The organism is Jiella avicenniae, from assembly GCF_021390325.1.
In the GTDB taxonomy this organism is placed as follows: Bacteria; Pseudomonadota; Alphaproteobacteria; order Rhizobiales; family Rhizobiaceae; genus Jiella; species Jiella avicenniae.
The window spans coordinates 20,012-33,278 of the sequence record NZ_JAJUWU010000026.1; the positions used below are offsets into that span (position 1 = coordinate 20,012).

Annotated in this window: 11 protein-coding genes; 8 read left to right on the forward strand and 3 right to left on the reverse strand. The window is 68.8% G+C overall.

What is annotated here, in order from left to right; all coding sequences use genetic code 11:
* Window positions 1-21 precede the first annotated feature (21 nt).
* On the forward strand, window positions 22-672 hold the full coding sequence (locus tag LZD57_RS21590) for a GntR family transcriptional regulator (RefSeq protein WP_233721660.1): 651 nt from the start codon (window positions 22-24) through the stop codon (window positions 670-672).
* Between the two features lie 33 nt (window positions 673-705).
* Here the strand turns inward: LZD57_RS21590 and LZD57_RS21595 are convergent, their stop codons facing one another.
* The 3 genes from LZD57_RS21595 to LZD57_RS21605 all read right to left on the reverse strand — a co-directional run bounded on the left by LZD57_RS21595 (window position 706) and on the right by LZD57_RS21605 (window position 3,017).
* Window positions 706-1,587, reverse strand: coding sequence for a DMT family transporter (locus tag LZD57_RS21595; protein WP_233721661.1), 882 nt, complete (start codon window positions 1,585-1,587; stop codon window positions 706-708).
* 256 nt (window positions 1,588-1,843) lie between these two features.
* Complete coding sequence (locus LZD57_RS21600; protein WP_233721662.1) at window positions 1,844-2,362, reverse strand: cupin domain-containing protein; 519 nt, start codon at window positions 2,360-2,362, stop codon at window positions 1,844-1,846.
* Window positions 2,363-2,474: 112 nt separating this feature from the next.
* Window positions 2,475-3,017, reverse strand: coding sequence for a hypothetical protein (locus LZD57_RS21605; protein ID WP_233721663.1), 543 nt, complete (start codon window positions 3,015-3,017; stop codon window positions 2,475-2,477).
* Between the two features lie 500 nt (window positions 3,018-3,517).
* On the opposite strand from LZD57_RS21605, the gene LZD57_RS21610 reads away from it, so the two are divergent.
* The 7 genes from LZD57_RS21610 to LZD57_RS21640 all read left to right on the forward strand — a co-directional run bounded on the left by LZD57_RS21610 (window position 3,518) and on the right by LZD57_RS21640 (window position 13,266).
* Entirely contained in the window at window positions 3,518-4,534 is a 1,017-nt protein-coding gene (locus tag LZD57_RS21610) for a 3'-5' exonuclease (RefSeq protein WP_233721664.1), read from the forward strand.
* A gap of 135 nt (window positions 4,535-4,669) precedes the next feature.
* A complete protein-coding gene (locus LZD57_RS21615; protein ID WP_233721665.1) occupies window positions 4,670-5,086 on the forward strand; it encodes an antitoxin Xre/MbcA/ParS toxin-binding domain-containing protein in 417 nt (138 codons plus the stop codon).
* A 22-nt stretch (window positions 5,087-5,108) separates the two neighbouring features.
* Window positions 5,109-5,813 (forward strand): RES family NAD+ phosphorylase, encoded by a 705-nt coding sequence (locus tag LZD57_RS21620; protein ID WP_233721666.1) that lies wholly within the window; start codon window positions 5,109-5,111, stop codon window positions 5,811-5,813.
* A gap of 472 nt (window positions 5,814-6,285) precedes the next feature.
* Window positions 6,286-7,356, forward strand: coding sequence for an HlyD family secretion protein (locus LZD57_RS21625; protein WP_233721667.1), 1,071 nt, complete (start codon window positions 6,286-6,288; stop codon window positions 7,354-7,356).
* Entirely contained in the window at window positions 7,349-10,330 is a 2,982-nt protein-coding gene (rbbA, locus tag LZD57_RS21630; protein ID WP_233721668.1) for a ribosome-associated ATPase/putative transporter RbbA, read from the forward strand. The genes LZD57_RS21625 and rbbA overlap by 8 nt, the downstream gene beginning before the upstream one ends.
* 3 nt (window positions 10,331-10,333) lie before the next feature.
* Entirely contained in the window at window positions 10,334-11,461 is a 1,128-nt protein-coding gene (locus tag LZD57_RS21635) for an ABC transporter permease (protein ID WP_233721669.1), read from the forward strand.
* A gap of 95 nt (window positions 11,462-11,556) precedes the next feature.
* Entirely contained in the window at window positions 11,557-13,266 is a 1,710-nt protein-coding gene (locus LZD57_RS21640) for an HAD-IIB family hydrolase (protein WP_233721670.1), read from the forward strand.
* The last annotated feature ends 1 nt before the right edge of the window (window position 13,267 follow it).

Below are 13,267 nucleotides of genomic sequence, written 5' to 3' on the forward strand. Positions count from 1 at the left end.
GTTGCATCCAGTGAGCATGGCGTGAAGAAGCGCACCCAGGTCGACATGATCCGCGAGGCCCTCGCCGACCGGATCGTCCACGGTTATCTGAGACCCGGCGACCCGCTCGACGAGACCTCGCTCGCGGCCGAATACGGCGTCTCGCGGACGCCGATCCGCGAGGTGCTGCGGCAGCTCGAGACCATCGGCCTCGCTCTGTCGCGCCCCCATCGCGGCGCGATCGTCGCCAGCCTGACGCCGCGCCAGCTGGACGAGACCTTCGTCGTGATGGCCGAGCTCGAGGCGCTGTCGGCGCGGCTCTGCGCGACGGCGCTCAGGGGCGAAGGGCTGCACGCGCTGCAGAGCCTGCATGAAGGCGGGGCGGGCGCAGCCCGGACGAACGACGTTGCCGGATACCGCCTGCACAACGAGCGTTTTCATGCGGCGATCTATGCCGGCTCGGGCAACGCCTTCCTGGAAGAGACGGCGCTCGCCGTCCGCCGCCGCCTCGCGCCTTTCCGCAATCTCCAGTTCGAGGCGTTTCAGCGGCCCGAACTCTCGCACCGCGAGCATGCCAGGATCGTCGATGCGATCGTTTCCGGCGACGGGGAGGCGGCGGCCAGCGCCATGCGTGCCCACATCCTCATCGTCCGCGAGGCGGTCGACGCGGTCGATCTCGCCTCGGAGCGCTGAGGCCGGCGTGGCAATCGGGCTTGCGCGGACCGATCAGGCCCTGTGCTCGCGCCAGATGGTGACGACGCCGCTGGCGATGATGATCGCCGCGCCGAAAAGGGTCGCCAGGTCGGGGCGCTCGTGCCAGACGAGCCATCCGAGCGCCGTCGCCCACAGGAGCGCCGTGTAATCGAGCGGGGCGACCACGACGGCGGGCGCCAGCCGGAACGCCTGGGTCATCATGGTCATCCCCGCGGTGCCGAACAGGGCGATGGCGACGAAGGCCCAGAGGTCTTCGGCCGCGACGGGGCGCCAGGCGAAGGGCACGATGACGGCGCTCAGAAGCGCGCCCGCGCCGGTGAGATAGAGGAGCAGCGTCCAGACGCTTTCGCGCGGATCGACCCAGCGGGCGCCGAGCATCAAGAGCGCGTAGACGAAGGCCGTTGCCACGGGCAGGAGGGAGACGAGCTGGAACGCCGCCGTGCCCGGCCGTACCACGATCACGACGCCCGAAAATCCGGCGAGGACGGCCAGCCAGCGATAGCGCCCGACCGTCTCGCCGAGGAACGCGGCCGAGATCGCCGTGATGAACAGCGGCGCGACGAAGATCAGCGCCGTCGCCTCGGCAAGGCCGAGATGCATGATGCTGGTGAAGAACAGGACGGTGGCGCCGATCCACAGGATGCCGCGCAGGAGATGGGCGAGGGGGCGATGACTGCGCAGGGCCGCCGGACCGCCGATCCGCCAGGCGATCGCGAGGGCGAAGGGGAAGGCGATGACGTTGCGCAGGAACAGGATCTGCAGCGGCGAGTAGCGCTCGGTCAGGAGCTTGGCGAGGGCGTCGTTGACGCTGAGGCATGCGACCCCGGCGCACATCAACGCGATGCCGACCGCGTTGCCGTGCGGCACTCCCCGCGAATTCGTCTGCAATTTCATCCTCCCGCCATTGGGCTCTCTCCTACCAGACCGCCCGGCATTGTCACGAGCTTGCGCAGGGCGGCCCGTCTCGGCCCGACGCCGATGCGCCGGGTGGGGCCGGCACGCCGAGCGACCGAGGCGGGGCCATGTTCGCGGCCATCCGCGGGCGCTGACGGGCGACTGCCGCCTGCGCGATCTCAGCCGCTGGGTGGCCAAGGCGGCGGAGGAAAGCCGCGCGGTGGCAGCCAGGGCCCGAGCTGCGCCGTGCGCGGGCTCAGTCGTCCTCGCCCTGCCAGTAGTCGACCGCGTCTTCGGTCCGGAACGAGGCCGCGACCCGCCGCCGGGCTTTGTCGCCGCCGGGGGCGGCGCCGGCGAAGACGGTGATCTTGCCGCTGTCGGGATATTCCATCACGTCCGGCTCGCGCATCGAGCTGACGGCGACGTAGCGCAGCGGCTCGTCGCCGGTGGCGATCATCTGATGGGCGGTCTCGGCGCCGCCCGCCGGACAGACCGCGACCATGCCCGCCGCCACCTGGTGGCGCTCCATGCCGAAACGAAGTTCCCCCGTGCCGGAGAGGATGACGAACAGCTCGTCGTTCGCATGGTGGGCGTGGAACGGCCAGGCGGCCTTGCCGGGCGGCACCTCGACCAGACGCGCGCCGAGATGGGTGGCGCCCAAGGGCGCGGCGATCGCCGCCATCGCGGCGGCGAAGCGCTCGCCATGGATCTGCGGCACGAGGGACAGATCGTCCAGCCGGACGAGCGGGACGGGGCGCGAGGGATGGCGGGACATGGACGGACCTCCTGCCGGCCATAATCCCCCGGCCGCGCGCGTTGGCAACCGAGATCGTTTCAGCGGCGGCGGGAAAGGCCCAGCTCGCGGTGCGTCTCTCGCCGTCGCGGCTCTATCGCTTCCAGCGCGGCAGATGCCGCTTCCAGCGGTTGCCGATATGCCCCTCGACGGCGCGGCGCGGGCGGCGCCGCGCGACGATCGCGACGGGAGCCTCGTCCCCGGTCCCTGAAAAATCCTCGGCAGCTTCGGACAGATCGTCCTCGGCGAGATCGTCGTCCACGATCTCGCCCGCCTCGATCCCGGCAACTGTCGTCAGCGCCTCGTCGGCGTCGGCGGACGGATGCTCCGCCGGCTCGACGTCCTCTGTGGCGAGGGCCTCCGCTGCCGTTTGCGTGCGGGCCTTGGGCGGGCGCCCACGCTTCGGCCTGGCGGCTTCGGGGGCCGGCGGCGGCGACCAGCCGGGGGCGGTCGATTCCAGGATGCGCGGGGCCGAGCCCGCGGGCTCGCTCGGGGAAAGGAGGAGGGCGGCCGAAGCCTGCCTGCTTTCGCCGCTCGGGGCGGCGGGTTCCTTCGGCAGATCGAGGAAGGGCGAGGGCTGGCGCGAGCCCTTGGTGCGCTTGATCTCGACGGCGAAAGGTCGGGTCTGCTTTCTCATGACGTGTCAGCGTGGCCTGGAGTGATGACGTCGCGCCGTTGACCAGCGATGGCGGGCCTTCGCGTTCGACGTGGAGGAATCACCGACCGATGTCGTGCGCGCGATCCTCGGGACCGGCGGGTTCGATGGTGACGGTTGCGCGCAGTCCTAGCGGGAATCGGGCGGATCTGATAGCCCATTTTCGCGCGATCGCGGGGTAGAGCGGTTGACGTTTCCGTGCCGACGCCCCGCCGAGTGCATCCGGAGTGTGCCGGCGCCAGCGAAAACGAGCCAGACGAACGGTCTGGAGCGCCCGGTCGGGCGGCATGGCGCGGGAAGGGTGTCTTGCCGGACCTTTGAAGCGGGACGAAAAATGCGTGGATGACGGCCCGACCGGGCCGCAAGTCTCCGCCAGAGCGTCTTCGTCCCTCACCGAAAAGCCGGGGATAGTCCCGCGATCCGGCGATTCGATACGGCCGGACGGCTCGTGACGAGGCGCCGCATCGGCTATGGGTGCGAAGATGAAAGCCGCTCAGACGCGTCAGTTCGATCTCTTCGCCGCCCCCGCCCCGCATGCCGGCGCGGAGCAGCCGGGGCGGGCGAAAGCAGCCGCACCGCGCCGGGCCGGCGGCCTCGTGCCGCGTCCCGCCTCCCCGGCCGACCCGGAGGCGATGGTCCGGCATCTGGAGGCGACCGGCAACTACCGGATCCTGCGCAGGCTGGAGCCGCGCCCGGTGCTGGCGGGCTGGACGCCTGCGATGAAGCGGCCGGGCGAGAAGCTCGGCGTCATCCTCGACACGGAGACCACGGGCCTCGACGCCACCGTCGACGAGATCATCGAACTCGGCATGGTGACGTTCACCTATGGCGCGGAAGGGATCGGCGACGTCGTTTCGGTCTTCAGCCGGTTGCGCGAACCGGCCCGGCCGATCGGCCCGGAGATCACCCGCATCACCGGCATCACCGACGAGATGGTGGCGGGCCGGACGATCGACCCGGCCGAGGTCGCCGCCTTCGTCGCGCCGGCGGATCTCGTCATCGCCCACAATGCCAGGTTCGACCGGCCCTTCTGCGAGCGCTTTGCGCCCGGCTTCGCCGACAAGCCCTGGGCCTGTTCGGTCGCCGAGGTCGACTGGAGCGAACTCGGCTTCGAGGGGGCGAAGCTGACCTATCTCGTCGGCCAGTGCGGCTTCTTCCACAACGGCCACCGGGCCGTCGACGACTGCCACGCGCTGCTGGAGGTTCTCGCCTTCGAAGCGGAGGCGAGGACGACCGGCTTTTCCCGGCTCGTCGCCTCGGCCGAACGCCGCTCCTGCCGGATCTTCGCGGTCGGCAGCCCGTTCGAGCTGAAAGACCTTCTCAAGGCGCGCGGCTATCGCTGGAACGACGGCAGCGACGGCCGCCCGAAGAGCTGGTGGATCGAGGCCGACGAGTCCGCCCATGCGGACGAATGCCGGTTTCTGCGCGAGGAGGTCTATCGGCGCGACTACGAGCCGCTCGTCCAGTGGCTGACGGCGACCGAGCGCTACAAGGCCTGACCGCCGCAGCGGCCCGGCCGTGCGGCACGATCGCGCGGCAATGTCGGACGATTGCGCTGGAGGTGGGTCGATTATTGCCAATTGGCATGAAAGACATTATTTCATGCCAAAGTGCAATTCCGCCGGAGCCGAAGAATGCCCGCATTGGAACTCGTTCACGCCCGACCCGCCGAACCCAAGCCCGCCGTCATGGGCGATGCGGACGCCGCGGCTGCGGCGCGGGCGGTGGTCAATCTCTTCGCGCGCTGGGGGCTGTCCGACCGGGACGCCAGCATCCTCCTCGGGGGCATCGCGCCGCGCAGCTGGGCGCGCTGGAAGAAGGGCGAACCGCCGAAGCTCACCCGCGATCTTTGCGCCCGGCTCTCCAATCTCCTCGGCATCCACAAGGGCCTGCGTATCGTCTTCGCCGAGCCCGAGCGCGGTTATGGCTGGATCTCACGGCCGAATGCGGCCTTCGGCGGACGGTCGGCGCTGGAGGTGATGCGCGGCGGCGAGCTGACCGACCTGATGCGCGTCCGGCGCTATCTCGACGCCGAGCGGGGCGGCTGGTGAGGCGCGCAAGAGGCGGGCGGCGATGACGGCGACGCCGCCGCTCTCCCGGCTGCGCTGGCCGAAGACCCACCGCATCATCCGCTCGGTCTTTCCGCCGATCGACCTGTTCGAGGACATCGCCGATCCGGCCGACTGGGACGCCCTGGCGCGGGCGGAGGCGGCGACGAACCCGCGGCTCGCCGAGACGATCGGCCATCTCGACGCCGTGCCCCCGGCCCGGCGCGTCTCCGGGCCGGGGGCGAGCTGGGCGATGGCGCCATTCACCCATTTCTCGCCCGACCGGCCGAGCCGCTTTTCGGACGGCTCCTTCGGCGTCTATTACGCCGGCGACCGGATCGAGGTGGCGCTGTTCGAGACGATCCACCACCACCGGCGCTTCATGGCCGCGACGGCCGAGGCTCCGGGCTGGACCTCCCAGTTCCGCGAACTCGTCGGCCATCTCGACGCGGATCTGCACGATCTTCGCGGAGCCGACTGGGGTGATTGCCTCGCGCCGGACGACTACGGACCCTCCCAGGCGCTCGCCCGGCGTTTGAGAGGGGAGGGGGCCGACGGCATCGCCTATCCGAGCGTCCGCTTTCCGGGCGGCCAGTGTCTCGCGGCCTTCTGGCCGGACGTGGTCGGCGTGCCCGTCCAGGGCCGGCACTATTCCTATCACTGGGACGGCAGCCGGGTGGATCTTCTGCGCGAGGAAGGTTCCGGCGAGACCTATGCGGTGCGCGACTAGACGGCCTCGCCGGCGGCCGTGGCGGGTGTTTCACGTCCCGAATCCGAGGTTGCGACCCCCGTCGGACGGGCGGGTTCGAGCACTTCAGCCGGTGCCCCTTCGTTTCGATGGAAGAGAGGCGAAGGGACATTCGTCCGTCGCTCCGCAGGTCCGGTCGCGGGCTCGCAGTGGGCGGCGATGCGAGCGGCGCTCCCGAGCGGCCTGCGGTGACGTCGCTTCGCTCGTTTGATCGGCATCAAAGCCGGGATCTTGCCATCGGGATAATTTCGGCACCGTCCGAATTGGGGATCCCGATGTGACGACGATGACGAGACCGGCCGCGCTTCAGGGCTTTGGCGAATTCCCGACGATCAAGAACGTGCGGTTCCGGTACCGGGCGAGGTCGCTGTGAAGGTGGCCGGTGGCGTCGGCTCCACCGATCCGGCGGACGGTCTCCGGTCGGATCTCGTCCGCGATCGGGAGGACGCCTGACATGCCGAAGCTGCGAAGATTGTCGCTTTTCGCCGCGCTCGCACTTCTCGGAGTGGCGGCATATTTCGGCTACCGGCACTTTCGTCCCGGCGATTTGCCGGAAGGTTTCGTCCGAAGCAATGGCCGCATCGAAGCGGTCGAGATCGACGTCGCCGCGAAGACGGCGGGGCGGATCGCCGAGATCGCCGTCGACGAAGGCGACTTCATCGAGGCGGGCCAGAAGCTCGCGACCATGGACGTCGCGACGTTGCGGGCCCAGCTCCGCGAGGCAGAGGCCAATCTCGAACAGGCGAAGATCGGCGTCGACACGGCCGAGGCCGAGGTGCGCCAGCAGGAGGCGCAGCGTGACGCGGCGAACGCCCTCGTCGCACAGCGACAGGCCGAGCTCGGCGCGCTCGACAAGGACCTCGACCGCACCCGGCAACTGCTCCAGCGCGGCACCACCTCGCAGCAACAGCTCGATCAGGGCACGGCGGCGGTCGAAAGCGGCAAGGCCGCTCTCGGGGCCGCTCGAGCCCAGGTGGCGGCGGCGGACGCCGCGATCAGCCATGCCCGGTCGAGCGTCGTCGCCGTGCGTGCCCAGATCGCCGCGGCGGAGGCGACGAAGGAGCGGATCGAGGCCGACATCGCCGATTCCACCTTGCGCTCGCCGCGGTCCGGGCGCATTCAATATCGCGTCGCCCAGCCGGGCGAGGTCGTCGGCGCAGGGGGCGCGGTCCTCAATCTGGTCGATCTGACCGACGTCTTCATGACCTTCTTCCTGCCGACCGAGGCGGCGGGGCGGGTGGCCGTGGGCAGCGAAGTGCGGATCGTCCTCGATGCCGCGCCCGAATACGTCGTCCCGGCACGCGTCACCTACGTCGCCGACGTCGCCCAGTTCACGCCGAAGACCGTCGAGACCGAGGAGGAGCGCCAGAAGCTCAGTTTCCGCGTGAAGGCGGGGGTCGATCGGGACGTTCTGGAACGCTACGTCCAATATGTGAAGACCGGCCTGCCGGGCGTTGCCCATGTCCGGCTCGACCAGACCCGCGACTGGCCGGAAAACCTCGCCGTCAGGCTGCCCGATGAGTGATGGCGCGGCAGCGCCCGCCCCGGTCGCGCGGCTCTCGGGCGTCTCGCTCGCATACGGCGGGACGGTCGCCCTCAACGACGTGTCGCTGGCGTTTCCGGCCGGGCGGCTGATCGGTCTCGTCGGGCCGGACGGCGTCGGCAAGTCGAGCCTTCTGGCGCTGACGGCCGGTGCGCGCGCGGTGCAGAAGGGGACGGTCACGGTGCTCGGCGGCGACATCGCCACGGCCCGCCATCGCCGCGCGGTCTGCCCGCGCATCGCCTACATGCCCCAGGGGCTCGGCAAGAACCTCTATCCCTCGCTGTCGGTGGAAGAGAACATCGCCTTCTTCAGCCGCCTCTTCGGCCAGGGGCCCGAGGAACGGCGGCGGCGGACCGACCATCTGACGAAGAGCACGGGCCTTTTCCCGTTTGCGGACCGTCCCGCAGGCAAGCTCTCGGGTGGCATGAAGCAGAAGCTCGGCCTTTGCTGCGCGCTGATTCACGATCCGGACCTTCTGATCCTCGACGAGCCGACCACCGGCGTCGATCCCCTGTCGCGCCGCCAGTTCTGGGCCCTGATCGATACGATCCGCCGCGAGCGGCCGGGGATGAGCGTCCTCGTGGCGACGGCCTACATGGAGGAGGCGGCGCGTTTCGACTGGCTGGTCGCGATGGACGCGGGAAAGGTGCTCGCCACCGGCACCGCGGCCGAACTTCAGGCGGAGACCGGAACCGGATCGCTCGAAGCCGCCTTCGTCGCCTTCCTGCCGGAGGCAAAACGCCGGGGCTACAGCCCGGTCGCCGCGACGCCGTTCGAGCCGCGTGACGCCGGCCCCCCGGCGATCGAGGCCGACGGGCTCACCATGCGTTTCGGCGATTTTGCCGCCGTCGACCATGTCAGCCTGAAGATCGAGCGCGGCGAGATCTTCGGCTTTCTGGGGTCGAATGGCTGCGGCAAGACCACGACCATGAAGATGCTGACCGGCCTCCTGCCGGCGAGCGAGGGGGAGGCCCGGCTGTTCGGCCGCCGCGTCGACCCGAAGGATCTGACCATCCGCCGCCGCGTCGGCTACATGTCGCAGGGCTTCTCGCTCTATGGCGAACTGACGGTGCGCCAGAACCTGTCGCTCCACGCCAATCTCTTCCACATCCCGGAAGCCGAGATCGGCCCCCGGGTTTCGGACATGATCGCGCGCTTCGACCTTTCCGACGCCGCCGACGCCTATCCCGACGCGCTGCCGCTCGGCCGCCGGCAGCGCCTGTCGCTCGCCGTCGCTTTGATCCATCGTCCGGACATGCTGATCCTCGACGAACCGACGTCGGGCGTCGATCCGGTCGCCCGCGACGGCTTCTGGCGCGTCCTGATCGATCTCGCACGCAAGGACGGGGTGACGATCTTCATCTCCACCCATTTCATGAACGAGGCCGAACGCTGCGACCGCGTCGCCCTGATGCATGCGGGCCGCGTCCTGGTGACGGCCGATCCGCGCACCCTGCCGGCGGCCCGCGGCGTCGCGACGCTGGAGGAGGCCTTCATCGGCTATCTCGAGGCGGCGTCGGAGGAAGCACAGGGAGCGTCCGGGGCAACGGCGGATGAGCATGACAAGCGTGTCCGAGTAGCCGCCAACGAAGACGCTCCGATCTCCCCCCTTGCGGGGGAGATGCCGGCAGGCAGAGGGGGGTACGCCCGTGCAGAATCTCTTGACGTCGGCGCTGCACCCCCCTCTGGGTTGCCACCCATCTCCCCCGCAAGGGGGGAGATCGCAGCTTCTCCGCCCGTGCATCGTCTCGGGCGATTGCTGCGTTCGAACGATGACGAGCCGCTGATCGCGGCAGACACCGCCCCTGAAAACCGCCCCAAGCCCCGCGCCTTCGACTTCCGCCGCATGGGCAGCTACGCCCGGCGGGAGACGCTGGAGTTGCGGCGCGATCCGGTGCGGTTGACGATGGCGCTCGTCGGCTGCGCGATCCTGATGTTCGTGATGGGCTACGGCATCAACCTCGACGTGCAGAACCTGACCTTCGCCGTGCTCGATCGCGACCAGACGACGGCGAGCCGCGACTATGCCCTGAACATCTCGGGCTCGGACTATTTCGACGAAAAGCCGGCGCTCGCGAGTTACGACGAGATGGACCGCCGCATGCGCTCCGGCGAGATCGGGATGGCGCTGGAGATCCCGCCGGGCTTTGCCCGCGACATGGCGCGCGGCAAGGAGGTCGCCGTCGCCGCCTGGATCGACGGCGCGATGCCGAGCCGGGCGGAGACGATCAGCGGCTACGTCCAGGGCATGCATGCGAACTGGCTCGTCCGCAAGGCCCGGGAAGCGGGCCGGGCGGATGCGCTGTCCGGCCCGGCCGAGATCGAGATCCGCTATCGCTACAATCCGGACGTGAAGAGCCTCGTCGCGATGGTGCCGGCGATCGTTCCCATGCTTCTCATGATGATCCCCTCCATGCTCGCGGCGCTGAGCGTCGTGCGCGAGAAGGAACTCGGCTCGATCGTCAATTTCTACGTCACGCCGACGACGCGGCTCGAATTCCTGATCGGCAAGCAATTGCCCTACATCGCGATCTCGACCTTCAGCTTCCTGCTGCTCACGGCCCTTGCGGTCTTTTTCTTCGCGGTGCCGCTCAAAGGCTCTTTCACGCTCCTGCTTCTCGCCGCCGTCGTCTATGTTTCGGCGGCGACCGCCATGGGGCTTTTGATCTCGAGCTTCATGAAGAGCCAGATCGCGGCGATTTTCGGCACCGCGATCCTGACCATCCTGCCGGCGCGCAGCTTTTCGGGCGTGATCGACCCGGTCTCCTCGCTCGAAGGCTTCGGCCGCGTGGTCGGCGAGGTTTATCCGACGACGTATTTTCTCACCATGGCGCGCGGCGTGTTCTCGAAGGCGCTCGGTTTCGGCGATCTCGCCGGGCAGTTCCTGCCGCTCACCCTCTCGGTCCCGGTGCTCCTCGCCCTGTCGGCGGCGTTCCTGAAGAAGCAGGAGCGCTGAGCCATGGGGGCGAGCCTCGCCAACGTCTTCCATCTCGGCACCAAGGAGCTCAACAGCCTGTGGCGCGACAAGGTGCTTCTGATCTTCGTCGTCTACGCCTTCAGCCTGGCGATCTACGCCGCCGCGACGGCCGTGTCCGGCACGCTCAACCGGGCGCCGATCGCCATCGTCGATCACGACCGCTCGCAGCTTTCCGCGCGGATCGAGAACGCGTTCTACCCGCCCTTCTTCACGCGGCCGATCCTGATCGACGAGAGCGAGATGGACCGGCGGCTCGACGAGGGCCGGGACACGTTCGCCCTCGTCGTTCCGCCGGATTTCCAGAAGGACGTCTTGGCCGGGCGCCGCCCGAGCGTGCAGCTCAACGTCGACGCGACGCGCGTCTCCCAGGCCTTCGTCGGTTCGGGTTACGTCCAGTCGATCGTCTCCGGGGAGGTTTCCGCCTTCGCCCGCCATTACCGGGCGGCCGAGCAGCTTCCGGTCGATCTCGTGCTCCGGGCGCGGTTCAACCCGTCGCTCGACCAGTCCTGGTTCGGCGCCGTGGTGGAGATCATCAACAACGTCACCATGCTGTCGATCATCCTCACCGGTGCCGCGCTGATCCGCGAGCGAGAGCACGGCACGATCGAGCATCTCCTGGTCATGCCGCTGACGCCCTTCGAGATCATGGCGAGCAAGATCTGGTCGATGGGCCTCGTCGTTCTCCTCGCCTGCGGGTTTTCGGTGGTGGTCGTGGTCCAGCAGCTTCTTTCGGTCTCGATCCAAGGCTCGGTCGCGCTGTTTCTCCTCGGCGCTGCGCTCAATCTCTTCGCCACGACCTCGATGGGCATCTTCCTCGCCACGCTCGCCCGCACCATGCCGCAATTCGGCCTGCTCATCATTCTCGTTCTCCTGCCCCTGCAGATGCTGTCGGGTGGCCTGACGCCCATGGAGAGCATGCCGCTGGCGGTGCAGATCCTGATGTTCGCGGCCCCGACGAGCCATTTCGTAACGCTCGGCCAGGCGATCCTGTTTCGGGGGGCGGGGCTCGCCGAGGTCTGGCCCCAATTCGTCGCAATCGCCGTCATCGGTGCCGTCTTGTTCGGCGCGGCGCTCATGCGCTTTCGTGCCTCGGTCGGTGCGATGGCCTGAGAATTGGCCGTCGTGGTTCGCCTTTGCGATGGATCAAGGCGAGCGACCGCAGATGACGCAGACTGGCGGCAACTCGTATTGCCGCGGGGTGCATCGTGTATTTTCTGGCTCTCGCGACCGATTTCGACGGGACGTTGGCACATGACGGTCTCGTCGCCGCCGAGGCGCTCGACGCGCTGGAGCGGCTGAAGGCGAGCGGGCGCCGGCTGATCCTCGTGACCGGAAGAGAGCTCCCCGAGCTGCGGGGCATCTTTCCCCAGATGAGCATGTTCGATCGCGTCGTCGCCGAAAACGGCGCGCTGCTGTTCGACCCCGAGGACGGCGTCGAACGACTCCTCGCGGCGCCGCCGTCGGCACGGTTCGTCGAATTGCTGCGCGCCAAAGGCGTCGGGCCGATCTCGGTCGGACGGGGCATCGTCGCGACCTGGGAGCCGCATCAGGCCGTCGTCCTCGAGGCGATCCGCGAAAGCGGGCTGGAACTGCAGATCGTCTTCAACAAGGGCGCGATCATGATCCTGCCGTCCGGCGTGAACAAGGCGTCGGGGCTCGAAGCCGCGCTCCGCGATCTCGATCTCTCGGCTCACAATGCGGTCGCCGTCGGCGACGCGGAGAACGATCACGCCCTTCTCTCGGCGACCGGCTGCGGCGCAGCCGTCGCCAATGCGGTGAAGTCGATCAGGGCGGCAGCCGATCTCGTCCTCGTCGGCGACCATGGCGCCGGCGTCGCCGAACTGGCCGACCGCATGATCGAGGAAGACGCGGCGCTCGCCCCGCTCTCGCGTCACGGCCTGTCCCTCGGCATCGACAGGAACGGCCGGGAGGTCCGCCTGACGCCGTTCGGCGGCAACGTCTTGATCGTCGGTGGTTCGGGGTGCGGCAAGTCGGCGCTTGCCACCGCCTTGACCGAGCGCATGGCCGAGATGCGGTTCGAGTTCTGCGTGATCGATCCCGAGGGGGATTACATCGACCTCGAACGGGCCGTTTTCATCGGCACTTTGCACGCTCCTCCCCCGGCGGCCGAAGCGTTGAAGCTGCTGCGCGACGACGCGGTCAATCTCGTCGTCAACACGCAGGCATTGCCGCTCTGCGAACGACGGGCGCTGGTCGCCATGATGCTCCAGCAGATCGCTCGGCTGAGGGCCCGCACCGGCCGCCCGCACTGGCTGTTGATCGACGAGGCGCACGAGGTCCTGCCGGCCTCGCGGACCACGCCGGTCTCTCCGGTTCTGCAACACGACTCGGGCACGATTCTCGTCACCGCCTATCCGCATACCCTGTCGAGCGAAACTCTGAGCCGGATCGGAACCATCATCGTCGCGGGTGACGTCGACGACGAGACGATTTCGTTTCTCGCGGCAGCCACCGCTTCGGAGCGCCCCCGCGAGGTTCCTGCGGCTCGCAAGGGAGAGGTCGCCGTCTGGCGGACCGGCTCGCACGAGCCGCCGATCGCGGTCAAGGTTCCCGCCCCGCTGCAGGTCCATTGCCGACATCGGGGCAAATACGCCGTGGGCGACGTCGGCTCGGTCCGCAGCTTCTACTTCCGCGGACCGCGAAAGACGATGAATCTGCCGGCGCACAACCTTTACCGTTTTCTCGACATGGCCGGGGAGATCGACGATGCGACCTGGGAGCATCACCTGCGCGCCGGCGACTATTCCTCCTGGTTCCGCCACGTGATCAAGGACGAGGACCTCGCCCACGAGGCGGCTCGGATCGAAAGGGACGAGACCCTTCCGCCACAGGAGAGCCGCCGCAGGATCCGCAAGGCGGTGTGGCGGCGTTACGCCGCCCCCGGGGGAGGATGAT